Origin of the sequence: Chitinophaga sp. W3I9 (assembly GCF_050434025.1) — a bacterium.
In the GTDB taxonomy this organism is placed as follows: domain Bacteria; phylum Bacteroidota; class Bacteroidia; order Chitinophagales; family Chitinophagaceae; genus Chitinophaga.
The window spans coordinates 3,474,442-3,500,141 of the sequence record NZ_JBNPWC010000001.1 but is presented as its reverse complement, the minus strand read 5'-3'; the positions used below and the strand labels follow the sequence as shown (position 1 = coordinate 3,500,141).

Sequence of the window (25,700 nt, the reverse complement as noted above, 5' to 3'; positions counted from 1 at the left end):
AAATCAAAAATATCTGCTGATGAAACAATTCATTGCCAATAAGATCCGGGAAAGCATCGCTGTAAAAGAAGCCATTTGCCAGGATGAACCGTTGTTAAATACCATCAAACTGGTAGCAGAAGCCATTACCCACAGCCTGCAAACCGATCATAAAATCCTTTTCTGCGGAAACGGCGGCAGCGCCGCAGACGCGCAACACCTGGCCGCAGAATTCTCCGGCCGGTTTTATAAAGATCGCATGCCGCTGTATGCAGAGGCACTGCATTGCAATACTTCTTACATCACTGCGGTAGGCAACGACTACGGCTACGACCAGGTATATGCCCGCATCCTGAAAGGCATAGGCCGCCCCGGAGATATACTGGTAGGCATTTCTACCTCCGGTAACTCCGCTAATATCCTTGAAGCCATAAAGGTGGCAAAGGAACAGGGTATGATTGTAGTAAGCATGACCGGCGCCACCGGCGGCAAAATGAAAGAAGGCAGCGACTACCTGATCAACATCCCCTCCGGCGATACCCCCCGCATCCAGGAGGCACATATCACCGTGGGACATATTATTTGCGAAATAGTGGAAAACAACCTGTTTGGCGCATGACGAGAGAATGTATCGTACTCGCCGGGGGACTCGGCACCCGCCTCAGAAGCGTAGTGGCCGATAAGCCTAAATGCATGGCCCCCCTCGGTGAACGCCCTTTTTTATATTACCTGCTGCAATACCTGCACAAACAGGGCATTAACCACGCGGTACTGTCGCTCGGCTACTTGTCTGAACAGGTCATAAACTGGTGCAACAGCATAACACTCCCGCTGCGTGTATCCTTTACCGTAGAAACGGAGCCGCTGGGAACCGGCGGTGGCATCATCAATGCCCTGTCTGCCGTGAAAGGCAATGAGATCTTCATCGTTAACGGCGATACCTATTTTGATGTGGACCTCGCAGCGTTTAATAATTTTCACCAGGCGCATCAAAGCCCGCTGTCACTGGCGCTGAAACCAATGAAACAGTTCGACCGCTACGGCAGTATCCAGCTGGATGAACATCAGCAGATCACCAGGTTCCATGAAAAAAAATATTGTGAAGAAGGAGTGATCAATGGTGGCATCTACCGCACCTCTGCCGGTTTCCTGCAAAGCCTGGCCCTGCCGGAGAAATTTTCTTTTGAGAAAAAAGTACTGGAGCCCGGCGCACAGGCAGGAAAATTATATGGCTTCATCAGCGACACCTATTTCATTGATATCGGTATCCCGGATGATTACGAAGCAGCAAAAAAAGTATTGGTATCATGACCCTATTCCTCGACAGAGACGGTGTAATCAACGATGAAATCCACGATGGATACGTGCTCCGGCCGGATATGTTTCACTTCAGTGAAGGTGTGCTGGCTGCAATGCCCATCCTCGCCAGCCGTTTCAAACGCATCATTGTAATCACCAACCAACGCTGTATCGGCCGCGGACTGCTCACTACAGCAGGCTTACAAGAAATTCATACGCAAATGCAGCAACAGATTGAGCTGCACGGCGGTAAAATCGATGGTATCTATTTCTGCCCGGATGTAGACAGCAGCAGTCCATGCCGTAAACCCGCCACCGGCATGGGTATTCAGGCAAAACAGGACTTCCCGGATATTGATTTCAGCTCCTCCGTCATGGTAGGCAACACCCTCAGTGATATGCAGTTCGGGAAAAGCCTGGGCATGCAAACCATCTTTATCCCGTCTACCCGTCCGGAAACACCCTTTCCTCACCCGCTGATCGATCAGCGATATCAAAACCTGCTGCAGTTTGCACTGGCGGTACAATAATTCTAAGCCGTAACCGTATAATAGATATGGCAAAAAAAACACTACTGTCACTGCTCTTCGTCTTTACTTCGCTGCTCACCCTGGCGCAGCGGCCGGATGCCGCAGGGCTGAAACAGTTAATGCATAACCAGGATACCCTGCAGGTGCTCAGTCAGGATATCTTCAACGGAAAAGGCGACGAAGGCCGGCAACGGGCTACAGAAGCCTTCATTCCGTTGCTGGTAAGAACATTGAAAACAAAATACTCCTTCCGTTTTCCGTTCGATTCCCTGAAAACCATCTCTATTCAATATCCGCAGGATAGCGCCTTCCGTATTTTCACCTGGGCACTGGAACGCGAAAATGGCTTCTACCGGCATTTCGGGGCCATCCAGATGAATACTCCCGATGGACAGCTAAAGCTCTTCCCCCTGTTTGATGCCTCGGATTATATGACCAACACCGATACCATCGGCGATAATAAATCCTGGTATGGCTGCCTCTATTACAATATTGTGCACCGCCATTATTTCAACAAAGAATATTATACCCTCTTTGGCTGGGATGCCAACAATCCCCGCAGCCAGAAGAAAATAGTGGAAATGCTCACCTTCCAGAATGGTACACCTGTATTGGGCGGCCCGTTTTTTAGTTTTGCGGAAGATAGCACACCCAAACCCACACGCAACCGCTTTATCATTGAATATAAAAAAGAAAGCACCGCCACGCTCAACTATAACAAGGAACTGGACATGATCGTATTCGACCACCTCATATCCGAAACCAATGAGCCCATGAAGAAATTCACTTACGTAACCGATATGGACTACGAAGGCTTCAAATGGCAGGCCGGCAAATGGATGCACGTTAACAAGATCTTTCATGACGCCATCCCGCTCGGAAAAGGCGCTCCTACCCCGCAACCACTGGATCAGAAAAAGAAAAGTATGACCCAGCCTAAGTCGGCAGAAGATTTCCAGCAGGAATCACCTAAGAAACCCGCATCAAAGAAGAAACAATAAAACAATCACATGGCAGCAACGGACAACGAATCAACATATATCAGGGCTATCAGGTTATTCAATACCAATGAAACAGATTGTTCCTTTGAAACCGGTAAGATCCCGACCCGGAACAAAATTGACGCGAACTATTTCTTTTGCCAGACAGGAACCGGTGAGCTGGAACATATTCCCCATCCCGCCCCGCGGCGGCAATTTGTGATCACACTGAAAGGCAGGCTCCAATTTACCGTCACCAACGGCGATACCTTTATCCTTGAACCCGGCATTATCCTCATAGCTGAAGACATTAACGGCCCCGGCCATACCTGGGAGGTAACCGACGGCAACGAATGGGAACGGATCTACATCCCTGTGGACGGGGAAAGCAATACTGGCTTCCTCGCCGATCCCAGCTAATACTGTCTTAAAAAAAATGCGCTTTTTTTCTTTAAAAGAACAATCATTCTCTTATATTTGCATTTAAAAGAGCGAACATTCATTTATCATCTACACTGCAATGCAACTTAATCACTTAAACCTCAGCGTCAAAGATGTACCGGCAACCCGGGCATTATTTGAAACCTACTTTGATTTTATCTGCGCCGACCCAAAACTAAACGATACCCTGTCTGTTTTAAATGGCCCCGACGGATTTATCCTGGTATTGATGAACCAACGCATGAATGAGAAAGGAAATAACACCTACCCGGATACTTTTCACATAGGATTTTATCTGGAAGATAAAGCCGCAGTAACTGCCACCTGGGAGCGACTGCAAAGCGGAGGTATCGTACTGGACCAGGTTCCGCAGATCATGCGTAAGAACTTTGGCTTTTACTTTACTTTCGACACCTTCATGATCGAAGTAACCACCCCCATCAAAGATTAAAAACAATTTTATGCAATCCGAAATAGACCAAAAGCTGCCCATCGGCTGGTACCTGAAAGAAGCCGATTGTCTCATCACTAATTTCACCAATGCCGCCTTTGAATCCTTTGGCATCAACAGGTTTCACTGGCAGGTATTGAAAAATATAAATACGCACGGAAAGATCTCCAAAGACCTGTATTACCACCAGGTAAGCCGCTTCCTCACCGTTGCAGAGCTGGACGAAATACTGGAAACACTGCTCTCGCGCAACTGGATCCAACATGCCGATGATCTTTATTCCTTTACCGATACCGGCAAACAGGAGTACGCTGCCATCGACGCGCTCCAAATGAAAAACAGGGAAAAAGTAATGGAAGGCATCACGCCGGAAGAACATCTTACGGCGATCAACTTCCTGGAAAAGATGATCAAAAACCTGGGCGGCAAAATATAATCATCTTACAAAAACAAAAAAGCGGATAGCAATAAAATGCTATCCGCTTCTATATTTTCTGCAACAGGTGGGTTAGAATAATTCTCCCTGTCCGCCTGCCGGTCCTTCTTCATTCGGATCAGGATCCTCATCTTCAGACAACAACTCCGCACTGATCAGGTCATCCCCTGCAATCCTTGTTCCCACTGCTTTCCAGCCGGTAACCTCCACAAATTCGGACAAATCAATTTCCTCTTCTTCCGGACTGCGCTTCTTGCCTGTTTTCAACAACACAATTGGCTGGGTATGCGTTGTCACCATTTCCAGGTAATTATTCGCTCCCTCCTTAATGAAATTGAATTTATTGTTCAGCGTCTGCGTTTCAATCCGGAAACGTTTCACATTAAACTGCTTCTTATCAGCATCAAAGTAAATAGCCGTTACCGTTTTCTCCGGGTTGAACTTCTCAATGTACACGACATCATTCGACTCGTAACGGTTGGTGAGATCGTAGTTCGTGAGCTCATAGGTACCGTTTTTAAAGGCGACAAAGATCTTGTCTTCCCCTTCAAAAGCACCAATATACACGCCACGTTCTTCCGTATTCAAACGACCGGTTTCTGTATCATACCAGATCTTTTGTCCGGCCAGTGTAGAAACCCCTTTCTCCTTGAACTTCACGCCACGGATCGGGTATTTGGTTACCACGTTCCCCATGGAGTTACGCCCTTTGATTGCAATGGTTTCAAAGAATAAGTCGAACTCCTTGTTACGCGCGCTGCAGTTCGGGCTCAGCTTAATGGTCACCACTTCTGCTTCCCCGTTGGGATTCGAAGAGAAATAATGCACTTTGGAATTCTTCTCCCCTTTATGCGCCAGGTCGTATTCCTTATCGCGGGTAACACCCGTTACATTGAAACGTTTGGCATAGCTAACTCCCGTCTTACCTTCTACATAGATCATATTGTAAGTAGTACGCTCGTCATTCTTACGGAAAATGTCCACATGAATGATATCCTTGCCCACAAAGGTTTTATCCGCTACTTTGGTCACCAGCATTTTACCATCCCGGCGGAATACGATGATGCTGTCCAGGTCAGAACAATCTGCCACAAACTCATCTTTTTTCAGGGAAGTACCAATGAAACCATCCGCCCGGTTCACATATATTTTAGTGTTGGCAATAGCCACCTGCGCTACCTGGATGTTGTCGAACGTTTTAATCACCGTTTTACGTTCCCGGCCTTTACCATACTTCTTCAGCAGGTTGTCGTAGTAAGCAACGGTATAATCGGTGAGGTTCGCCAGGTTGTTCTTTACCTCTTTGATTTCCGCTTCAATACCCTTGATCTGTTCATTCAGTTCATTGATATCCAAACGGTAAATACGGCGTACAGGCTTTTCCGTTAATTTCACAATATCCTCGCGGGTGATTTCGCGTTTCAGTTGCTTCTTATACGGTGTAAATCCTTTATCAATAGCATTCAGTACGGTTTCCCAGTCCTTATGCTTTTGTTCCAGCTCCTTGTAAATTCCTTTTTCAAAGAAGAGTTTTTCCAGAGAGGTATAGTGCCATTTCTCCTGCAGTTCCGCCAGTTTGATTTCCAGCTCCTGCTTCAGCAGGTCTTTGGTATAATCCGCGGAGGATTTCAGCAGATCGGAAGCAGTGAGGAACTGTGGCTTATCATTTACGATCACGCAGGCATTCGGCGAAATAGAAATTTCACAATCGGTGAATGCATACAATGCATCGATCGTAATATCCGGTGAAATACCCGGCGCCAGCTGCACTTCAATTTCCACTTCCGCAGCCGTGTTATCCACTACTTTCTTGATCTTGATCTTGCCATTGTCGTTCGCCTTTACAATAGACTCCATCAGCTGCGTGGTAGTAATACCATAAGGTACATCCTTGATCAGCAGCGTCTTTTTGTCCTTCTCTTCAATATGTGCGCGTACTCTTACTTTACCACCGCGTTTGCCATCATTGTAACTGGCAATATCCACCATGCCACCGGTAATGAAATCGGGGAACAGTTCAAACTTTTTACCACGGAGGTATTTGATCGAAGCGTCTATAAGCTCAATGAAATTGTGTGGTAATATTTTGGTAGATAAACCAACCGCGATACCTTCCGCTCCCTGTGCCAACAGCAGCGGGAACTTCATCGGTAATGCCAGTGGCTCATTTTTACGGCCGTCGTAGCTAAGCTGCCAGGAAGTAGTTTTAGGATTAAATGCTACGTCCAGCGCAAACTTCGACAGGCGCGCCTCAATATACCTGGCTGCTGCTGCATCATCACCGGTTCTTACATCACCCCAGTTACCCTGGGTATCAATCAGCAGGTCTTTCTGTCCGAGGTTAACAATGGCATCACTGATAGAAGCATCCCCGTGCGGGTGATACTGCATCGTTTGCCCGATCACGTTGGCCACCTTATTATAACGGCCATCGTCCATTTCTCTCATGGCGTGCAGGATACGACGCTGTACGGGCTTCAGCCCATCTTCCATGCTGGGCACCGCCCGCTCCAGGATTACATAAGAGGCGTAATCCAGGAACCAGCTCTCATACATGCCTCCAACGTGGATGACATTGTGCAGAGATTCGTCTGATGTTTTATTTTCCATGTCCATGTATAATACACTTACGGTTTTACGTTAATCATTTTTTCAAAATCCTCCCGCCAGATACGTACACTGTCTTTTTGTACATCCTCCAGGGAGTTCAGTTCTATAAAGCAACAATCTGTAATGGCCACCAGCTGATGCCATACATTCACAGGTACTTCTACCCTTGCCGGCGCCGTTATCTCCGTAGTTACTATTTCATGGCCTCCCAGCGCACACCAGTGAATGGCTGCCTTGCCGGTGAACAGGTATAGCACCTCCGGGTTCTTATGGTCACTTTTACCTTCGTGATAATGCTGCCCGCTGCTGCTGCCCGCATTCCGGTAGCAAACCAGGAAATCACCCGTACGGTTGCAGTTCCAGAAATAACCGCTGCCGCGGTCATCAGCTCCCATCAATTCCAGTGGCGTTACGGTTATCATACAGTAGTTGTTGGATTTTCAGTAGTTTCTCCCGGCTGTTTCACTTCAAAATCACGGATCGTTTTCAGATCGCCCCTGCTTTCCAGTTTGCCTTCGCGGATCAGCTCTTTCAGCCGCCAGCCCAGGAACTGGTCCATCACAGGGTATTTCAGTTTACCGGTTACCTGCTGCACTACCCGCCATGCTTTCACAAACTCTTTTCCACTCTGCGCCAGTAACTCCTTGTCGTAAAACAGGGTAGGCTCTCCTTTGATCTTCTTTCCGCCTTCCAGTAAACGGATACCTGCGTTCTCATTCATCAGGCGATGCCACTCATCGCCATCCAGCTCATATTCTGCCAGTGAAATAGGACGCGCCAGCTTCTTTGCCTTCAGGAATTCCTTTGGCAGTATCTGGTGCAGATGGGTAGGATAAAACACCGCTCCCTTTTCATTAAGGAAAGGCAGGTTGTTGAGGTAAATAATATGGATGCGTCCTGCAAAATCATACAGCTGGCTTACCAGCCAATAGTACCCGCATACATCGCGGGCGTTTTGCCCGGCCCATATCCATACTTCCTGTTCGGGGTCTTCCTTTAATTGCGCTTTCAGGGATTTAAAAAGATCGGGATCGCCGGTCACTTCTTCTGCCGCCGGTTCTTCCCCGGCTGCCGGAGCTACCGGTTCAATACCCGCCAGCTGCTGCCAGAACTGGCGACGGCCGGCACGGCCCTCTTTGGTGTCCAGGATAAATAATGGTCCAACGGACAAGTCATCTTCAAAACAGCGGATCTCTCCGCTCATTTTCTCATCCATCGCAATCGCCTCTCCCAACACCGGAACCGAAGACTGACCAAAAACAATGTGTATTAAGCCCATATGCCTTTCTATACTGTTTCTTCTACTAAATCCTTTTCATACCGCAGGTTGTTGATGATAAACTCCTGGCGGGTCTGGGTATTTTTACCCATATAATATTCCAGTAACTTCTGGACATGAATATCTTTCGATAAAATGATCGGCTCAATACGGATATCTTCCCCGATAAAACGGCCAAATTCATCCGGAGAGATTTCTCCCAATCCTTTAAAGCGGGTGATCTCCGGTTTGTTGCCCAGCTTCTTTACCGCCTTCTGTTTTTCATCTTCATTATAGCAGTAAATAGTTTGCTGCTTGTTTCGCACCCGGAACAACGGCGTTTCCAGGATATATACGTGACCATTCTTTACCAGGTCAGGGAAAAATTGCAGGAAGAAAGTCAACAGCAGCAAACGGATGTGCATCCCGTCCACATCGGCATCTGTAGCCACCACAATGTTATTGTAGCGCAATCCTTCCAGCCCGTCCTCAATATTCAATGCATGCTGCAACAGGTTGAACTCCTCGTTCTCATATACTACCTTTTTGGTAAGACCAAAACTGTTCAGCGGTTTACCACGCAAACTAAATACCGCCTGCGTTTCCACGTTGCGCGATTTGGTGATAGAACCACTGGCAGAATCTCCCTCTGTAATAAAGATGGTGGAATCCAGCCGGCGGGCTTCCTGTTCTGCCTTATCTTTCCCGGTAAGCTCATCATTCAGGTGCAAACGGCAATCGCGCAGCTTCTTGTTGTGAAGGTTCGCTTTCTTCGCTCTTTCGTTCGCCAGTTTCTTGATACCGGCCAGCTCCTTACGCTCACGCTCACTTTGCTCAATACGTTTCTTCAACGCATCTGCAATCGCCGGGTTACGGTGCAGGTAATCATCCAGGTGCTTGGAAAGGAACTCCAGTACAAACGCCTTTACGGACGGCCCGTTTTCAAAAACAACCTGTGACCCCAGCTTGGTTTTCGTTTGCGATTCAAATACCGGCTCCTGCACACGGATGGATACCGCTGCACAAATAGAAGCCCTGATATCAGTAGCCTCGTAATCTTTCTTATAGAAGTCGCGTACCGTTTTTACAAACGCCTCCCGGAAAGCTGCCAGGTGCGTACCACCCTGGGTGGTATGCTGACCATTCACGAAAGAGTAATACTCTTCCCCGTATTGGCTTTCATGAGTAATCGCTACTTCAATATCTTCTCCCTTCAGGTGAATGATCGGGTAACGCAGGTCTTCTTCATTCGTTTTACGCTGCAGCAAATCCAGCAAACCATTCTTTGAAATGTATTTCTTGCCGTTGAAGCTGATGGTAAGACCCGCATTCAAAAAGCAATAGTTCCAGATCTGGTTCTCCAGGAATTCTGGTATAAAACGGTAGTTTTTAAATACCGTCTCATCCGGTGTAAACGTCACCAGCGTACCATTGGGCTCCGTTGTCGCCGTTTCTTTATGCTCTTTTATTAAAACTCCTCTCTCAAACTCAGCGGTTTTCATACGTCCGTCACGGATCGATTGCACCTTGAAATAGCTGGATAAAGCATTCACTGCCTTTGTACCCACCCCATTCAAACCTACTGATTTCTGAAAGGCTTTACTGTCGTACTTCGCGCCGGTATTAATCTTACTTACTACATCCACTACCTTTCCCAAAGGAATACCCCGGCCAAAATCGCGGATGGTGACATGATGCTCCGTTACCTTGATATCGACCTGTTTACCAAAGCCCATGGTATGCTCGTCAATACAGTTATCCGTTACCTCTTTAAGCAGGATGTAAATACCATCATCCATACTCGACCCATCTCCCAGTTTACCGATATACATACCAGGCCGGAGGCGGATATGCTCCCGCCAGTCCAGCGACCGTATGGAGTCTTCCGTATAGGAAGCAAATAGATCTTTGTTATCCGTTTTGTCCGTGTTTGCCATAATATATTATAATTTCCTAAATACTATTGTTTCGTAGGTCGCACCCTATTTTGCAAGGATACTAAATCTTTTAGCAAAATCTGATTGCTGGCAAAAATAAAGGATTCAGGGAATCATCCCAAGTATAAGTTATACACTATGCTTACATTATTTATTACCAATGTATTAAGACTGTTAAATTTTATATTTCCGGGAGATAATGAACAGTTTTGGGGGTTTTCGGGAAGTATCACATGAAAATGGTATAAAAAAAACTAATGTGAATGGATCCTTATATCAGATATTTCTTATATTTACATAAGTCAACAATTTTAAGATATCCTAACCTATGTCCCTATGAAAATACTATTTCTAATCCTGCTTACTGCAGTTTTTCTGGTAGCGCTTGTAGCTACCTACTTCATTAAAAAAGAAGAGGATAACAGCATCGGAAATAAATTCCTTCGCCTTATCCGGAAATTTGATTCATGGCAAATGATGCGATGATCAGTTTTACCTGCTTTTACCAACAATGGCTTTCATACAATATTCACAACTCGTCACATCAGCCTGGCAATAGCCATCAGGGAGTATTATGTCTTAACTATTATATTACCTATTAACCGTAAATCCCTATCCCATGAAAACCGGTCTGTTATTTAAACTCGCCTGTCTGTTGATTGCTGCTGTGGTATTATCTGTTCACCTGGTGTTCAAACCTAAAGCCGGACACCGGTGAAAAAAATTCAGGGATTTTATTGTTTCTCTTGGAAGCAATAAAATCCCTGAATTACTGATTATCTGTTATAATATTTATTTACAGCATCCGTACGGCTGCGCACGTGCAACTTCTCATAAATATTATGTACATGCCGTCTTACCGTTTCAATACTGATAAATAAGTTGCTGGCAATTTCCTTGTACAAATAGCCTTTCGACAACTGATCCAGGATTTCTTTTTCACGCGTAGTCAATGCTTCCAGTGCGGGATTAGGTTTAGCCTGCTTCTGGAAAAATGCTACCACTCTCCTCGCTATCTGCGAACTCATCGGGGAACCACCATCATACAAATCACGGATGGCTTCGAGTAATTCACCCGGAGATGTTTTCTTAAGAATATAACCACTCGCACCCGCCTCCAGCGCCATAAAAATTTTATCATCATCTTCATACACCGTCAGCATCATAAACTGCATATCAGGATGCTCGCGCTTTAACTGCGCAATACATTCAATACCATTCATGCCACCCGGCAGGTTAAAATCCATCAACACCACATTAGGCATCAGCTGAGGGATTTGCTCCACGGCAGTTTCCGCATTATTGAATGTCCCTACACAGGCATAACCGTCAGAACCATTAATCAGCAATTCCATAGCCGTGCGGATATCATGATTATCTTCTACTATCGCAATAGTGATAGTGTCCATGTTATCCTGGGACTTCTTTTTTGAGTATACCGTCATGTTTAAAAGGAATTATAACACTTAAATGTTATTAAAAACAAATGTATGTTAATTTAGTGGGATATCGAGAAAAACTATTGTTCCATTATTCGAACTGATATCCGCATTTCCGCCAACCGATATCATCCTTTTCTGGATATTTTTTAATCCGTTTCCAAACAATCTTACCTTCTCCTGGTCAAACCCTTTTCCATTGTCCTTAATCATGATCGTCATGTTTTTATGCATCTTCACTTCCACAATTACCTCCGTTGCCTTCGCATGTTTCACTACATTATGCAACGACTCTTTCACTGCCAGGTAAATATTCCTTCGCGTGCCACCACTCAGCTTAATATTTGGAATAGTTTCCGGAATATAAAACTGGTGCGTGATATGTGCATGCTCCAAAAACTCGGCCGCAAAACTTCTCATATAAGCAATCAGGTTAGCCAGCGAATCATTGGAGGAGCTCATCGCCCAGATGATCTCACTCATCTTATCCACCATCTCTCCCGCCGTTTCAGAAATCCGCTCTACTTCCCGCGTCTGCGAAGGATCCTGGATTTTCCGCTTCGCCACTTCACTCAGCAACCGGATAGTAGATAACCCCGAACCAAGATCATCATGCATATCGCTGGAAATACGCGCCCGCTCCTGGTCTACCGCCTGCTCTTTCTCCAGCTTCAGTTTCTCATGCCGTATCTTATAATCAAGATATAGCGTAGAGAAATAATAAGCAATTCCCAGCAGTAATAACAACAGTAAAAACCGGAACCACAGCGACTGCCAGAAAGGAATTTTGATTACAATTTCCAGCGTGGTAGGAACCGTACTCCAGATATCATCATTATTGGAAGCCCTCAACTTAAAAACATAACTGCCGGGATGCAGGTTGGTGTAACGCGCCATCCTGAAAGTACCCGCCTGCACCCAATCCTCATCCGCTCCTTCCAGCTTATACTGTACCTTGTTCTTTAATGGATTGGTATACTCCAGCGGCACAAATTCGATAGCAATAGTATTCTGATTATACGGCAATTCTATTTTCTTCAGCAATGAAATGGCCGTGTCAGATTCATAAGGCTTGTCCAGCACCTCCATCCGGCGGATGATCACTTTGGCATTGGATAAATTGTCCCGGAAATTCTTCGGGTAAAATCCATTCACCCCACGGATGCCGCCAAAAAATAATTGGCCGTCGATGGACTTATAAAACGCACCGGTATTGAACTCATTCGACTGCAACCCATCTTCATAATTATAAGTAGTGATTTCACCTGTCAGCGGGTTAATCTGTGATAACCCTTTATTATGGCTCACCCAGATCCTGTCTTTATCATCCAGCAACACACCATACATGTAATCATTGATCAACTTGGGATTATCATAACTGTTGTAATGCTGCTTAATGCGCCCTGTATCATCCAGAATGAATAATCCTTTGTTGGTAGCCACCAGCAACTCTTTATGCGCATTTTTATTGATGGATTTCACCGTAGTGCCGGGCGCAAGGAATACGTTTTTCCAGCGGGAATCAGCTACTCGCTTTATATATAACGCCGATTTCGTACCCACGTACTGGTTACCCAGGTAATCTTCATAAAAAGCGGTTAGTACTTCATCCGAAAAATTATGCACTACCGCTACTTCGTATCCTTTCTCGGTATTATCAAACATCAGCAGATAGCCGCCATAATTGAAATACAATTGTCCGTTGGTACGCTTAAACAGGAAAGGGAATGGCGCCAGCTGCGTCGGTAAACCCAACGCCGTTACTTTTCCGGTAAGATCCAGGAAAGACTTGGTTTCTACATTGAACAGGCCGATGTGCATCCCCGCAAAGTGCAGCCAGAGCTGCTCTGCATTCTCCCGGCAAATAGCGCCCAGGTCGTTGCCGGGAAATTTTCCGGGATATAATTCATTGGAAATGCGCTCCAGGAATTTTCCACCATCTTCATAAATATTCAATCCGTCCCTCATCAGCCCCACGTACAATTTTCCATCATCGTGCTTGTACACGGCCTGCACCATGTTATGTGTGATATAAGGCGAACGGTAAAGGTTAAATACTTTTTTATGCGGGGAATACTTCTTCAATCCATCGCCATCGGTGCCTACCCACATGTTATCAGCAACATCCCGGTAAAGCCACGACACATCGTTGAACGACCGCGTTTCAAAAGTATTAAAGCTTACAATATGCCGCACAATTTCATTACGCGCAATACTGTAAATCAGCACACCATCGCTTCCGCCTATCCATACATTGCCGTACTGATCCAGCTCAGATACCGCAGGAATAAACGGTTCCCCTTTTTCATTCTTCACATCAAAAACCAGGTCGCTGAATTTATTACGCTGCTTGTTAAAGAGCGTAATATGACCTGCACTGATGATGATCATGGAGTCTTTATTCAGATTGCGCAGCAACGGCTTATCGCCCACACCGGGCAGGCAATAGGTGGAGATGCGGAGATTTTTGATGTTCAGGGAAAAAAGCTCTCCCTGGTCGCCGTTCATCCAGATGGTATTCCCGTCTTTCATCACTACAGAAGGCAATATCCCTCTTTGTACAAACTGCGGCGGATACAAAATGATGCGGCGCGTGGCGTAAGTCGTATTATCCAGCACATAGATGCCTTTCATCGGACGCCATACCCACAAGGTGTTGGTGGCTGTATCTTCTCCCAGGATCACAAATTTCACATTATTATCACGTTCTGCGGCATTTACGATAGTAGTATCTTCCAGCAGCTTACTGAAGTTGTTCTTATATTTATCGTACACGCTGATCCCGTTGTTATGGGCCAGCAATAACTGGGAACGGCTGTCTTTATAAAAAGAAAATCCTTTATATCCTTTCAGATCAAAACGGTTGATTACCGCGCGGTTGCCGGTAGATCCGCGGGCTACCAGCTCTCCCCTGCCTTCGCCTGCCTTGTAAAGGGAACTGGGTTTATACCGGTATTCATTAAAGGTATACCCGTCAAAACGGTTGATGCCGTCGCGGGTGGCAATCCACATAAATCCCTGGTCATCCCGGGTGATATCGAATACCGTGCTCTGAGAAAGGCCTTCATTAACGCTATAGCTGTCAAAAATGTATGGTTTGTCCTGCGCATGCAGCATCTCGGAGAAGAGTCCCCATATACAGCATAGGATGAACATTTTTAAGCGATGCGGTTGATGCACTGGAATATTGTTAATGTGTAAGCAGGTTAGGTAATCTGCAAATATATAAATCTGTGTCACACTTTGTAGCAATTTTGTAATTTTCTTCCCGTTAACAGATTGGGAATAAACGAAATACTCTTATGAATACAGTCAACACAGCAGCCGGCCTGCCAGGCTTAAATACAGTACAGTGGCCATTTATCACCTGTAAACAAAGGGTGCTCCGCCGCCTGTTGCTGCTGGGATGTTATACTTTAATATTTGCTTTTCGCCCGGCTGCCTCCCAGGACACGGCAGCCGGTTACCATATAAACATACTAACAGCTACTCCGGTTCAAAGTATCCGCGGACTGAGCGTGGTAACAGACAAAGTGGTTTGGGCCTCCGGCACCGGCGGTAAGGTTGGTAACAGCACCGATGGCGGTGAGCATTGGAAATGGACCACGGTTACCGGCTGCGATAGCTGCGACTGGCGTTCACTGTATGCCTTTGATGCCCGTAAAGCCATTGTATTGAATGCCGGTGCACCGGCGTTGATTTTTTTAACGGAAGATGGCGGCAATTCCTGGAAGCAGGTATTCTACGATAACAGGCCGGGCATTTTCTTTGATGCCATGCAGTTTTTTAATGAACAGGAGGGCATCGCTATCGGCGATCCGATCGACGGGAAATTTACTGTCATACGGACACATAACGGCGGCCGCAGCTGGAAAGCTGATCCCATGCCCGCTTTGCCGGCCGCTGCAGAAGGGGAAGCCATCTTTGCTGCCAGCGGCACCAGCATGGTGCTGTTGCCGGGGAAGAACGTTTACTTTGCCACCGGCGGCCAGGTAGCCCGGCTTTTTAAAAGCGTGGATAACGGAAAAGCCTACACGATTCCGCTGATACAGGGCAGCAGTACCACCGGCGTGTTTTCCATCGCCTTCCGCGACGCGGCCACCGGGATCGCTGTGGGTGGCGACTATAAGCAGGACACTGCGCGGAAAGGAAACTGCATGCTCACCACCAACGGCGGCCTGAGCTGGGAAGCACCCACAGTACCTCCCGGCGGATACCGCTCCTGCGTAGCCTGGATCAGTCCCCGGCTGCTTATCGCTACCGGCACTTCCGGCACGGATATTTCAGAAGATGGCGGTCAGCACTGGAAAAAAATCGGGAAAGGCTTTAATGTGGCAGCCAAAGCAAGAAAAGGAACAACCGTATATGTAGCAGGAAAAGATATCGGTGTACTGGCAAAACGTTGATCAGGGCCACCGCCAATAAAAAGGTGCTCCTGGAAAGGTGCACCCACTAAAATAGGTTAAAGCAAAAAGTAAATTTATTGATATGAAGTTAATAAGTAATTTATTTACTTGTTAGGATTTTTTGCGAAGCTGCCAATTTAGAGGGTAAACGCCCAAAAAGGAGCATCTAACGCAAAAGGACTATCACTACTCTGATTTTTTTATGTAATTTAAGACCTCGGTAACGCATTACCGCGCATCCAGAAAAAGAGATTATGCAAGTTGAAACCTCGTCAAGTAAATACGGCGCCAAACACTATCCCGATGGTATCAGGGATTGGAAAAAAGAAGGAAATTATTTTTGTTTTTATACTACCGAAACAATTCTCGAAGTAAGGGTAATTGCCGACAAGATCCTCCGCTTCAGATATGCTGCGGAAGGCTCTTTTCAACGGGACTTCTCCTACGCCACCAGCGATACGCTGGAAGAATCACCAATCGCTTTTGGTATAAAAGAATGGGAAGAAACTTTTGAGATCTATACAGATGAATTAAAGGTATTTATTGCACGGGATAACCTCCGTATCACCATTTCAGATAAGGAAGGAAGAGTGATCAACCAGGATGAAATGGGTTATCACTGGCAACACTACCTGCTCAAAGGAGGTAAAATCCAGTATTGCAGCAAGTTAGTGCAGGAAGGGGAATGCTTCTACGGACTAGGCGACAAGCCTACTGAATTGAATCTCCGGGGCAAACGCCTGGAAAACTACGGAACAGATGCCTACGGCTATCAGAAAGATACCGACCCGCTGTACCGGAACATTCCTTTCTATTATGGCCTGCATCATGGCATCGGCTACGGCATTTTCTTCGATAATACCTTCCGCACCATCTTTGATTTTGGTAAAGAAAGGGAAGATGCCTGCAGTTTCTGGGCTCGCGGCGGTGAAATGAACTACTATTTCATTTATGGTCCCGACCTGCTGGAAGTGGCCGAATCTTATACAAAAATCACCGGTACCCCCGAACTCCCGCCACTATGGGCGTTGGGATATCACCAGTGCCGCTGGAGCTACTACCCCGATACCCGCGTAAAAGAAATTGCGAAGGAATTCCGGAAACGGAAGATCCCCTGCGATGTTATTTACCTCGATATCGATTATATGGACGGCTTCCGCTGCTTTACCTGGAATAAGGAATGGTTCCCAGACCCCGCTGGGTTGATCAAAGAACTGGCCGCTGAAGGTTTTAAAGTAGTAGTGATCATCGATCCCGGCATTAAGGTAGATGCCGATTACGCCGTATACCAGGAAGGCATCAAAAACAACTACTTCTGCAAACGCGCCGATGGCGCCCTGATGGAAGGAGACGTTTGGCCGGGCAAATGCGTGTTCCCCGACTACACCAACCCCGAAGTACGGGAGTGGTGGAGCAGCTTGTTCAAAAGCCTGGCCGAAACCGGCGTCCGCGGCGTATGGAACGATATGAACGAACCCGCCGTATTTGAAATGGGCTCTTTCCCGGAAGATGTCCGCCACGACTACGACGGCGAAGAGGTGAGTCACCGCAAGGCGCATAACGTATATGGCCACCTGATGAGCAAAGCCACCGCAGCCGGTATGAAAAAATACCTGATGCCCAACCGCTCCTTCCTCATTACCCGCTCCTGTTATGCAGGCGCACAACGCTGGTCTTCCGTATGGACCGGCGATAACGTATCCAGCTGGGAACACCTGTGGCTGGCCAGCGTGCAATGCCAGCGTTTAGCCGTTTCCGGTATTTCATTTACCGGCAGCGATATCGGTGGCTTCATCGGTGAACCCGATGGCGAACTGTACACCCGCTGGATTCAGCTGGCTGTTTTCCACCCGCTCATGCGAACCCACTCCGCCAGCAATGAAACAGGCTTTAACCAGGAACCCTGGAGCTTTGGGCCGGAATACGAAAAAGTGGTGACTAAGTTTATTACATTAAGATATAAACTGCTCCCCTACCTGTACACTACCTTCTGGCAATACGCTACCCACGGTACGCCGATGCTGCGCCCGCTGGCTTTTGTGGCGCAAACAGATGCCGCCACACACAACTGTTCTCACGAGTTTATGTTCGGCGACTCCCTGCTCATCAGCCATGTAAGCGAAAAAGGTATGCAGGAAAAAGCAGTATACCTCCCCGCCGGAAACTGGTATTATTTCTGGAACGATCAGAAATATGCAGGCGCAAAAGAAATTAAGGTAAAAACTCCCCTCGATGAAATACCCCTGTTTGTAAAAGCAGGCGCTGTATTACCGGAATTCCCGGAAATGCAGTACACCCAGCAAACACCGGTTACGGAAATGCTGCTACATGTTTATTTCGGAGATACAGAAGTAAAAAGCGTATTGTACGAAGATGCCGGTGATCACTATGGCTATAAAAACGGACAATATAACGTGATCCGCTTCAAGCAACGTTCTACCGCGCAACAATTCTATCTTAAAAAGCAATTTTATATCAATTACGAAACAACCTATAAAAATCACCGGATCATTGTGCATGGCCTTCCCTTCAAACCCACTACATTGCTGGTAGACGGACAAGCCATTGCCTTACGCCCGGAAAATATACTGGCAGATAACACCGTGTCATTTGTTGTACCAAGAAGCTTTGAAGAAATATCAATGAAGTAGAAAGATATCTAAAGTGGTAAGAAAAAAAGAAAGGCACTTCAGATAGAGATCTCGCGCCGGTTTCATAACCTATGCCAACTTTAGAACTATAAAAGTAGATGCTAAATATCATTGTACAAAATGTTCAGCGGCGATAAACGCACAATGAACAAAATGAATAAGTTGTTAACGTTGAATTAAGAGTTCCCGAATCAGAAATAAAAGTAAATAGCTTATAGATCTAATCTGAATAAGGATTACAGCTTAAAAAATCAATTTAGCAATGCTTACAAAAATCGTAAAGGCTCAAGGATGATAAATCATCTTTGAGCCTTTCTTACGTTGATGATCATTGTTTATGCTTAATAAAAAATAGACAAAAAGAAAATAGAAGTCAATGCACAAAACACTAAAAAGATAAAAACAGCCCTGAAAAGGATTTCCATCCTGTCAGTAGCATATTCTATTCCGTGTAATTCCTGAGGATTCTCCGTGTGGTTGATAGTAAGGCTTTTCATACAAACAAATTAAAAGGATTCTCAATAAAAAAATTATTGGTGACTTACGGGTTCTATAAGATCACATCCTGTTTGATGAAATTACATAAAAAAAAGCTAAAACGGACAAATCTTTTTGTTCATTTTAGCTTCCAAGCTGTTCACTTTTGTCAGCCCTTCTTTTTGTGCTTGCCGGTATTTTCATGCGGTAACTGCAACGGGGCTTTCTTTACCGCAGGCGCGGCCACCTCGGTACTATCGCCCAACTCATCAGCACTAACGGTTTCGCCCCGCTTGTAATACTCTTTCACCATCTTCCCGGTTTCTTCATCATATAGCTTCCATACCCCGTTACGAACGGAATTACCCAACCTTACAATCTCTGTCGGCGTTTCGGCATTCGTCACCGGATCTATGATCATGATCGTATCCCGCTGTCCTTCAATTTCAGTAGCCAGGAAAGCCCCTTCCTCACTGAGCTTCCCGTTAGGAAAATAATACTTGCAGTAACCATCCAGCACATTGTTTTTATAAGTTTCTTCCGCCAGTAAATTACCAATGGCAGAAGTCTTTTTCCAAACGCCTTCCTTCCGGCCGTTTTGGTAAACGCCTTCCCAGGTATACCCTGGCTCTCCCCTCATTTCTCCCACTTCCTCCACCCAACGCCCTTGCTTACGGTTTTGCGCATCACGCTGGTTCACCTTCACCTGGGCAATCGCCATACTGCAAACACTCAATAATAACAGGTATAAAAACAACAGTTTCTTCATAGATATTACTTTGTCACAAGTTAAATATTTTACGCGCGCGAATTTTGTCTTTCTCGCTAATTACGCTGATTATACTGATTACTTTGATTTTACTTTTGGATTTTATAAAGGATTAAATGAAAAGTCCGGGAAGATATAAGCGAATTTTGTCTTTCTCGCTGATTACGCTGATTATACTGATTTTAAGGATTTTATTTTTTTAGATTTTATAAATGATTTTAATAAAAATTCGGAGAGACATAAGCGGTTATCTTCGCTTACATCTCCCCGAATCTTTTAAAATCAAAAAGTGATCAAATCAGCGTAATCAGTGTAATCAGTTTAATCCTGAGTAAGACAACCTACGCTGCTACTATTTATGCAGCTGGATATTCCCGATCCGCGTGTCTTTCCCGCGCTCTACCTTTACGCCGGTAACGGTGGTGTCCTTATAACCGTTGGAGGCATTTACAAAAACGTTCCAGTCGTCGCCCACTTTCAAACCACGTACCTTATACTCACCGCTTCTCCATGGCAGTGCATATAAAGTGTCGCTGCTGCTGTTATAAATAGAAATCACCGGGTAGGCATCCCATGGGGTTACCTTACCGGAAATACTGCCCATTTTAAGAATGGTGAATACATTAATGTAGGGTTTGAGGATGAATTTTCCGTTCCATGTTCTGATAATAGAGCGTTGTACATCAAAGTCCAGCCACAACTGCAGGTTATCCGCGCTCAGCTCATCCCACTCGTTGTGACGCACTCTCACAATGATCTTCGATTGACCGGAGATCGATTTCACCGGGTAAGTAACACCGTCCTTCACCAGCGAATTCTGGTCGCCAATAGTAATACGGATACGTTCCATTGTTCCTTTCGCTACCACGCCGCCAGCCAGCAGGGTATCAGCTCCGTTTCTTAAAGTTAGCAGGTCATAAACACCAGGGTTAATATCCAATGAATCCCACAACTGGCAGGTATCCCGCCCACTGTTCCGGTCGTGGTCACGGTCCTCATCCCACCAGCAACGGTCCCGGTCGGACCAGTTGTCGTCATCCGTTTTACCGCAGGTGTCCACCAGTACTTCTACACTGCGGATATCCAGTAATACTTTGTCGAAGTAACCCGGATCATCTGATAAATAAAGACTTACCTTTTGTTTATTGTCCGGAATAGGCGTGGTGGAAGCGGAGTTATCCTTTTTACAGGCTCCCGCTAATGTAACAGCAGCCAACACTGCCATCACCAAACCATGCCCCGGTTTGCGGAGAAAGTTTTTCATAAAAAGAACGGTTTTATGTAACTAAATAAAAATATGGACGAATTGATCTGGTTGAAACACTGATACCACATAAAACGTACCACCATCACCGCTTATTGCAACAGGGATCAGATTGCTAATAGACGATGGAAATAAGAGAAGGTTTAATTTGGGGCGGATTTTTTCTTTCTCGCTGATTACGCTGATTATACTGATTACTTTGATTTTACTTTTTTGGATTTTATAAAGAATTTGTGGAGATGTAAGCGGAGGTTGTCTTTCTCGCTGATTACGCTGATTATACTGATTTAGGGGATTTGATCACGTTGGATTTTTAAGGATTTGTGGAGATGTAAGCGGAGGTTGTCTTTCTCGCTGATTACGCTGATTATACTGATTTAGGCGATTTGATCACGTTGGATTTTTAAGGATTTGTGGAGATGTAAGCGGAGGTTGTCTTTCTCGCTGATTACGCTGATTATACTGATTTAGGCGATTTGATCACACGGATTAAAAAGATTTTGGGAAGATAAAGCAGGTATATCCGCTTGTATCTTCCCAAATCCTTTATAAAATCCAAAAAGTAAAATCAAAGTAATCAATATAATCAGCGTAATCAGCGAGAAAGACAACCTCCGCTTACATCTCCCCAAATCCTTTATAAAATCCAAAAAAGTAAAATCAAAGTAATCAGTATAATCAGCGAGAAAGACAACCTCCGCTTACATCTCCACAAATCCTTTATAAAATCCAAAAAAGTAAAATCAAAGTAATCAGTATAATCAGCGTAATCAGCGAGAAAGACAACCCCCGCTGCTATCGCAGCTTCAATATAGTCGCACCCAAAGGAGGCAAGCGCAAAGAAATCGTATAGTCCCTGCCGTTATACGTCTGCTTAACGGTGCGGATAACACCGGTGTTCAACACACCACTGCCGTAATATTTCGGGGCATCGCTGTTCATTACTTCTTCCCACTCTCCCCCTACGGGAAGTCCTACCAGGTAGTTTTCCCGGACTACCGGCGTCATGTTCAATACCACCAGCAAAATATCGCCGGCTGCTTTTCCTTTCCGCACATAGGCCAGCACACAGTTATCATAATCGTTTACCGTGATCCATTCAAATCCTGCGGCATCAAACTGCTGCTCATATAAAGCGGTAGAAGCGGCGTAAAATTCGTTGATATCTTTTACAAAAGCCTTTAAACCCTGATGGGTAGGATGTTTCATCAGGTGCCAGTCGAGCTCCCCGCGGTAGTTCCACTCGGATGTTTGCCCGAATTCATCACCCATAAACAGCAACTTGGTGCCGGGATGGGTATACATATAACTATATAGCAACCGGAGATTGGCAAATTGCTGCCAGTCGTCACCAGGCATTTTATACAGCATGGGCGACTTCCCGTGTACCACTTCATCATGACTCAGCGGCAGCATAAAGTTCTCTCCGAACGCATACACCAGGCTGAAAGTCAGATCGTTCTGGTACCACTTCCGGTGGATAGGGTCCTTTTTAAAATAATCGATCGTATCATTCATCCACCCCATCATCCATTTCATACCAAAGCCCAGCCCACCCATAAAAGTAGGTCTGGATACGCCATAGTGGGAGGTAGAATCTTCCGCAATGGTTTGCACATCGGGGAACAGCGCATATATCGTTTCGTTCAGCTTCTTCAGAAAACTGATGGCTTCCAGGTTCTCATTACCACCCACTTCATTCGGTTCCCATGCGCCTCTCTCCCTGGAATAATCCAGGTGGATCATCGATGCTACTGCATCTACACGGATGGCATCTACATGGAACCGGTCGAACCAGAAAACGGCATTACTCAGTAAAAACGATCGCACCTCGTTCCGTGCATAGTTGAATATATAACTGTTCCAGTCAGGGTGATAACCCTTACGCATATCCGCATATTCATACACATGCGATCCGTCGAAGCGGAACAGTCCATGCGCATCATATGGGAAATGTGAGGGCACCCAGTCAAGTATCACACCAATACCGGCCAGGTGGAAGGCTTCCACCATCTCCATAAAATCCTGTGGCGTGCCATACCTGGAAGTAGGTGCAAAGTAACCAGTGATCTGGTATCCCCAGGAACCATCAAAAGGATGCTCCATAACGGGCATTAATTCCACATGGGTAAATCCCATTTCCTTTACATACGGCACCAGCATATCGGCTATTTCCTGGTAGGAATATACGCGCTCCGGATCAGAGGGATCGGGGCGGCGCCAGGAACCGAGGTGTACCTCGTATACGGCAAAAGGACTGTCGAGTGCATTGTTTTTCCGGCGATGATCCATCCACTTCTTGTCATCCCATTCATAATCAAGCGGGTATACCACCGATGCTGTTTTAGGACGTACCTCCCAGTGATTGGCGTATGGATCTCCCTTGATCAGCTCTTCCCCGCTGTTGGAACGGATAAAGTATTTATAGAGGGAGCCAGGCTTTACACCGGGTGCAAAACCTTCCCAGATGCCGGAGCTATCCCACCGGGGGTAAAGCGTATGGGTGTAATGATCCCATCCGTTAAAATCCCCCATTACTGCTACAAATGCCGCGTCCGGTGCCCAAACGGCAAAGTACGTTCCATGGGCGCCTTCCACCTCCATCGCATGGGCGCCAAACTTTTCGTATAGCCGGTAATGTGAGCCTGCCTGGAAAAGCGTTATATCACTGGAAGAAAAAAGAGTAAATGGTTCTACGTACTGTAAAGCGCGATTTGTATCTCCGGTCATAATAACGTGTGAATTGGGTGTCTTGATTAACAAGATAGTTTAAATTTGGGAAAATGACCTATACAATGAAACAGATATTTACATAAAAAGAAAAAGGTGCCCGATGGACACCTTTTCTCTTTTTATATTGCTATTCCGTTTTGCGGATTAGTATTTTTTCTTGTATGGAGGTTTGCCACCGCTGCCGAAAGACTCACGTCTGTCGCCACCGCTGCGGCTACCACCTGTGCGGCTGCCACCTTCTGCACTCCAGCTTCTTTTACGCGGACCATCTTCACGACGCGGGCCACGATCGCCTGCGCCGGCACCGGTGCGGGGACGTCTGTCGCCATCCTGGGACATTTCTATCCTCACGCTGCGGCCGTTATATTCCACTTTCTTGAAAGCTTCGGTTACTTTAGGCAGTTCTTCGTTCTCTACTTCAAAGAAGGAATAAACACCCTTCAGATCGATACGGCCGATTTTATTGCCACGCAGACCGGTATTGTCGCACAGGTAACGGAGCATATCGCCGCGGTTGAAATCATCTACTGAACCCAGGTTGATGAATAAACGGGTGAATTTGCCATCGCTTCTGCGCGGACCTCTGTCATCTCCCAGTGTACCGGCACGTCTGTCGTCTTTTGCATTCAGATCAGGCGCATCCTGGTAATATTCAAGGAACTGGTTGAATTCGAGGGAAGCAAAACGTTTGATCAGGTCTTCCTTGCTCATGGAGGCAAACTCTTCGTTGATGCGTTCCATGTAAGGTTCAATCTGCTCTTCGTTTACTACTACGTTATGTACTTTATGCACCAGGCCAAACAGCTGTTTTTCACATACTGCGAAACCATCCGGTACTTCAGACTTTACAAATTTTTTCTGGATCACACGTTCAATCTGGCGGATCTTTCCGGTATCACGGCTGCTGATGATAGCAATAGAGATACCTGATTTACCAGCACGGCCGGTACGGCCACTTCTGTGTGTGTAGTTTTCCACGTCATCCGGTAAATCGTAGTTGATTACGTGTGTTACGTTATCCACGTCGATACCACGGGCAGCCACATCTGTAGCTACTAATACCTGCAGCGCTCTTTCGCGGAAGCGTTTCATCACCTTATCACGCTGCTGTTGGGTTAAGTCGCCATGCAGGGCATCTGCATTGTAACCGTCCTTGATCAGCGATTCTGCAATTTCCTGTGATTCAATTTTGGTACGGGTAAAAACGATACCAAAAATTTCAGGGTTGAAATCCACGATACGTTTGAGGGCCGCATATTTTTCACGCGGGCGCACTACGTAGTATTCGTGTTCTATATTAACGTTACCGCTGTTTTTGTTACCTACAGTCAGTTCAAACGGATCCTCCATGTATTTCTTGGCGATACGGCGAACTTCCGTTGGCATTGTAGCCGAAAACAACCAGGTAGTTTTACCTTCAGGGGTGTTAGACAGGATGCTGTTGATGTCTTCCTGGAATCCCATGTTCAGCATTTCATCTGCTTCATCCAGGATAGCATAACGCACATTGTCGAAATTAACCGCACCACGGTCAATGATATCCAGTAAACGGCCGGGAGTAGCCACTACAATGTGTACTCCTCTTTTCAGTTCACGCAGCTGCTGAACAATGCTGGAACCGCCATATACCGCTACGATGCTCACATCGCCAAGGTATTTGCTGAAGTTTTTCAGATCATTGGTGATCTGTAAACAGAGTTCACGCGTAGGGCATAAGATCAGTCCCTGTGGTTTATTTATTTTCAGATCCAGTTGCTGCAGCAATGGCAGGCCAAATGCAGCAGTTTTACCGGTGCCCGTCTGGGCAAGACCTACGAAATCGCGGTCACCTCCTAACAATACTGGTATTGCCTGTTCCTGGATGGGAGTTGGGGAAACGAAGCCCAGGTCCGTAATTCCCTTTAAGATAGGCTCTTGTAAGCCCAGTGATTCAAATGTAGTCATATTTGCATTAATCAAGCTCCGTCGGGAGCTGTGTATATAGCTTCCAGCAGTGCGCTGTCAGCTGTTAAAAATATTATTTCAGCTTCCAGCGGTTAG

The 25,700-nt window shown here is 46.0% G+C and carries 20 protein-coding genes; 10 read left to right on the top strand and 10 right to left on the bottom strand.

Features of this window, described 5'->3' with window-relative positions:
• Positions 1 to 19 precede the first annotated feature (19 nt).
• The 7 genes from QFZ51_RS14600 to QFZ51_RS14570 all read left to right on the top strand — a co-directional run bounded on the left by QFZ51_RS14600 (position 20) and on the right by QFZ51_RS14570 (position 4,116).
• Positions 20 to 598 carry a D-sedoheptulose-7-phosphate isomerase gene (locus tag QFZ51_RS14600; protein WP_429046728.1) on the top strand — a complete coding sequence of 193 codons (579 nt, stop codon included), beginning with the start codon at positions 20 to 22 and terminating at the stop codon, positions 596 to 598.
• On the top strand, positions 595 to 1,290 hold the full coding sequence (locus QFZ51_RS14595) for a nucleotidyltransferase family protein (RefSeq protein WP_429046726.1): 696 nt from the start codon (positions 595 to 597) through the stop codon (positions 1,288 to 1,290). Before QFZ51_RS14600 ends, QFZ51_RS14595 begins: the two co-directional genes overlap by 4 nt.
• Positions 1,287 to 1,808 carry a D-glycero-alpha-D-manno-heptose-1,7-bisphosphate 7-phosphatase gene (locus tag QFZ51_RS14590; protein WP_429046724.1) on the top strand — a complete coding sequence of 174 codons (522 nt, stop codon included), beginning with the start codon at positions 1,287 to 1,289 and terminating at the stop codon, positions 1,806 to 1,808. Before QFZ51_RS14595 ends, QFZ51_RS14590 begins: the two co-directional genes overlap by 4 nt.
• A 26-nt stretch (positions 1,809 to 1,834) precedes the next feature.
• Positions 1,835 to 2,809, top strand: a complete 975-nt coding sequence (locus QFZ51_RS14585; protein ID WP_429046723.1) for a hypothetical protein — start codon at positions 1,835 to 1,837, stop codon at positions 2,807 to 2,809.
• A gap of 9 nt (positions 2,810 to 2,818) precedes the next feature.
• Positions 2,819 to 3,208 (top strand): hypothetical protein, encoded by a 390-nt coding sequence (locus QFZ51_RS14580; RefSeq protein ID WP_429046722.1) that lies wholly within the window; start codon positions 2,819 to 2,821, stop codon positions 3,206 to 3,208.
• Between the two features lie 100 nt (positions 3,209 to 3,308).
• Positions 3,309 to 3,680, top strand: coding sequence for a VOC family protein (locus QFZ51_RS14575; protein WP_429046720.1), 372 nt, complete (start codon positions 3,309 to 3,311; stop codon positions 3,678 to 3,680).
• A 10-nt stretch (positions 3,681 to 3,690) separates the two neighbouring features.
• The gene (locus QFZ51_RS14570) at positions 3,691 to 4,116 is read left to right on the top strand and encodes a MarR family winged helix-turn-helix transcriptional regulator (protein ID WP_429046719.1); all 426 of its coding nucleotides are present in this window, start codon (positions 3,691 to 3,693) and stop codon (positions 4,114 to 4,116) included.
• A gap of 72 nt (positions 4,117 to 4,188) precedes the next feature.
• Here the strand turns inward: QFZ51_RS14570 and QFZ51_RS14565 are convergent, their stop codons facing one another.
• The 4 genes from QFZ51_RS14565 to QFZ51_RS14550 are packed head-to-tail and all read right to left on the bottom strand — an operon-like array spanning position 4,189 to position 9,921.
• A complete protein-coding gene (locus QFZ51_RS14565) occupies positions 4,189 to 6,726 on the bottom strand; it encodes a DNA gyrase/topoisomerase IV subunit A (RefSeq protein WP_370911395.1) in 2,538 nt (845 codons plus the stop codon).
• A gap of 17 nt (positions 6,727 to 6,743) precedes the next feature.
• The gene (locus QFZ51_RS14560; RefSeq protein ID WP_429046718.1) at positions 6,744 to 7,148 is read right to left on the bottom strand and encodes a hypothetical protein; all 405 of its coding nucleotides are present in this window, start codon (positions 7,146 to 7,148) and stop codon (positions 6,744 to 6,746) included.
• Positions 7,145 to 8,005, bottom strand: a complete 861-nt coding sequence (locus QFZ51_RS14555; protein WP_429046717.1) for a DUF1835 domain-containing protein — start codon at positions 8,003 to 8,005, stop codon at positions 7,145 to 7,147. Before QFZ51_RS14555 ends, QFZ51_RS14560 begins: the two co-directional genes overlap by 4 nt.
• Before the next feature lie 8 nt (positions 8,006 to 8,013).
• Positions 8,014 to 9,921, bottom strand: coding sequence for a DNA topoisomerase IV subunit B (locus tag QFZ51_RS14550; RefSeq protein ID WP_429046716.1), 1,908 nt, complete (start codon positions 9,919 to 9,921; stop codon positions 8,014 to 8,016).
• Between the two features lie 336 nt (positions 9,922 to 10,257).
• Here QFZ51_RS14550 and QFZ51_RS14545 point away from each other — a divergent pair, with 336 nt between their 5' ends.
• Positions 10,258 to 10,407, top strand: a complete 150-nt coding sequence (locus tag QFZ51_RS14545) for a hypothetical protein (RefSeq protein ID WP_429046715.1) — start codon at positions 10,258 to 10,260, stop codon at positions 10,405 to 10,407.
• Positions 10,408 to 10,697: 290 nt separating this feature from the next.
• On the opposite strand, the gene QFZ51_RS14540 is transcribed toward QFZ51_RS14545, so the two are convergent.
• Together QFZ51_RS14540 and QFZ51_RS14535 are read right to left on the bottom strand one after the other, a co-directional pair.
• Positions 10,698 to 11,366 (bottom strand): response regulator transcription factor, encoded by a 669-nt coding sequence (locus tag QFZ51_RS14540; protein ID WP_079468073.1) that lies wholly within the window; start codon positions 11,364 to 11,366, stop codon positions 10,698 to 10,700.
• A 48-nt stretch (positions 11,367 to 11,414) separates the two neighbouring features.
• Complete coding sequence (locus QFZ51_RS14535) at positions 11,415 to 14,516, bottom strand: triple tyrosine motif-containing protein (protein ID WP_429046714.1); 3,102 nt, start codon at positions 14,514 to 14,516, stop codon at positions 11,415 to 11,417.
• A 146-nt stretch (positions 14,517 to 14,662) separates the two neighbouring features.
• Here QFZ51_RS14535 and QFZ51_RS14530 point away from each other — a divergent pair, with 146 nt between their 5' ends.
• The gene (locus QFZ51_RS14530) at positions 14,663 to 15,766 is read left to right on the top strand and encodes a WD40/YVTN/BNR-like repeat-containing protein (RefSeq protein ID WP_429046713.1); all 1,104 of its coding nucleotides are present in this window, start codon (positions 14,663 to 14,665) and stop codon (positions 15,764 to 15,766) included.
• Between the two features lie 254 nt (positions 15,767 to 16,020).
• Positions 16,021 to 18,417: a glycoside hydrolase family 31 protein gene (locus tag QFZ51_RS14525; protein ID WP_429046712.1), complete on the top strand. Its 2,397-nt coding sequence runs from the start codon at positions 16,021 to 16,023 to the stop codon at positions 18,415 to 18,417.
• A 646-nt stretch (positions 18,418 to 19,063) separates the two neighbouring features.
• Here the strand turns inward: QFZ51_RS14525 and QFZ51_RS14520 are convergent.
• From QFZ51_RS14520 to QFZ51_RS14505, 4 genes are all read right to left on the bottom strand, one after another.
• Positions 19,064 to 19,663 (bottom strand): toxin-antitoxin system YwqK family antitoxin, encoded by a 600-nt coding sequence (locus tag QFZ51_RS14520; protein WP_429046711.1) that lies wholly within the window; start codon positions 19,661 to 19,663, stop codon positions 19,064 to 19,066.
• A 352-nt stretch (positions 19,664 to 20,015) separates the two neighbouring features.
• Positions 20,016 to 20,927, bottom strand: coding sequence for a DUF4382 domain-containing protein (locus QFZ51_RS14515; RefSeq protein ID WP_429046710.1), 912 nt, complete (start codon positions 20,925 to 20,927; stop codon positions 20,016 to 20,018).
• A gap of 795 nt (positions 20,928 to 21,722) precedes the next feature.
• Positions 21,723 to 23,657, bottom strand: a complete 1,935-nt coding sequence (gene glgB / locus QFZ51_RS14510; RefSeq protein WP_429046709.1) for a 1,4-alpha-glucan branching protein GlgB — start codon at positions 23,655 to 23,657, stop codon at positions 21,723 to 21,725.
• Positions 23,658 to 23,804: 147 nt separating this feature from the next.
• Entirely contained in the window at positions 23,805 to 25,604 is a 1,800-nt protein-coding gene (locus QFZ51_RS14505) for a DEAD/DEAH box helicase (protein ID WP_370911385.1), read from the bottom strand.
• Between the last annotated feature and the right edge of the window lie 96 nt (positions 25,605 to 25,700).

Coding starts and splice junctions, on each gene's coding strand:
- QFZ51_RS14585 (WP_429046723.1), top strand. CDS start 1,835: ATGGCAAAAAAAACACTACTGTCACTGCTCTTCGTCTTTACTTCGCTG.
- QFZ51_RS14540 (WP_079468073.1), bottom strand. CDS start 11,366: ATGACGGTATACTCAAAAAAGAAGTCCCAGGATAACATGGACACTATC.
- QFZ51_RS14580 (WP_429046722.1), top strand. CDS start 2,819: ATGGCAGCAACGGACAACGAATCAACATATATCAGGGCTATCAGGTTA.
- QFZ51_RS14530 (WP_429046713.1), top strand. CDS start 14,663: ATGAATACAGTCAACACAGCAGCCGGCCTGCCAGGCTTAAATACAGTA.
- QFZ51_RS14550 (WP_429046716.1), bottom strand. CDS start 9,921: ATGGCAAACACGGACAAAACGGATAACAAAGATCTATTTGCTTCCTAT.
- QFZ51_RS14595 (WP_429046726.1), top strand. CDS start 595: ATGACGAGAGAATGTATCGTACTCGCCGGGGGACTCGGCACCCGCCTC.
- QFZ51_RS14525 (WP_429046712.1), top strand. CDS start 16,021: ATGCAAGTTGAAACCTCGTCAAGTAAATACGGCGCCAAACACTATCCC.
- glgB (WP_429046709.1), bottom strand. CDS start 23,657: ATGACCGGAGATACAAATCGCGCTTTACAGTACGTAGAACCATTTACT.
- QFZ51_RS14570 (WP_429046719.1), top strand. CDS start 3,691: ATGCAATCCGAAATAGACCAAAAGCTGCCCATCGGCTGGTACCTGAAA.
- QFZ51_RS14575 (WP_429046720.1), top strand. CDS start 3,309: ATGCAACTTAATCACTTAAACCTCAGCGTCAAAGATGTACCGGCAACC.
- QFZ51_RS14590 (WP_429046724.1), top strand. CDS start 1,287: ATGACCCTATTCCTCGACAGAGACGGTGTAATCAACGATGAAATCCAC.
- QFZ51_RS14520 (WP_429046711.1), bottom strand. CDS start 19,663: ATGAAGAAACTGTTGTTTTTATACCTGTTATTATTGAGTGTTTGCAGT.
- QFZ51_RS14560 (WP_429046718.1), bottom strand. CDS start 7,148: ATGATAACCGTAACGCCACTGGAATTGATGGGAGCTGATGACCGCGGC.
- QFZ51_RS14515 (WP_429046710.1), bottom strand. CDS start 20,927: ATGAAAAACTTTCTCCGCAAACCGGGGCATGGTTTGGTGATGGCAGTG.
- QFZ51_RS14505 (WP_370911385.1), bottom strand. CDS start 25,604: ATGACTACATTTGAATCACTGGGCTTACAAGAGCCTATCTTAAAGGGA.
- QFZ51_RS14600 (WP_429046728.1), top strand. CDS start 20: ATGAAACAATTCATTGCCAATAAGATCCGGGAAAGCATCGCTGTAAAA.
- QFZ51_RS14565 (WP_370911395.1), bottom strand. CDS start 6,726: ATGGAAAATAAAACATCAGACGAATCTCTGCACAATGTCATCCACGTT.
- QFZ51_RS14555 (WP_429046717.1), bottom strand. CDS start 8,005: ATGGGCTTAATACACATTGTTTTTGGTCAGTCTTCGGTTCCGGTGTTG.
- QFZ51_RS14545 (WP_429046715.1), top strand. CDS start 10,258: ATGAAAATACTATTTCTAATCCTGCTTACTGCAGTTTTTCTGGTAGCG.
- QFZ51_RS14535 (WP_429046714.1), bottom strand. CDS start 14,516: ATGTTCATCCTATGCTGTATATGGGGACTCTTCTCCGAGATGCTGCAT.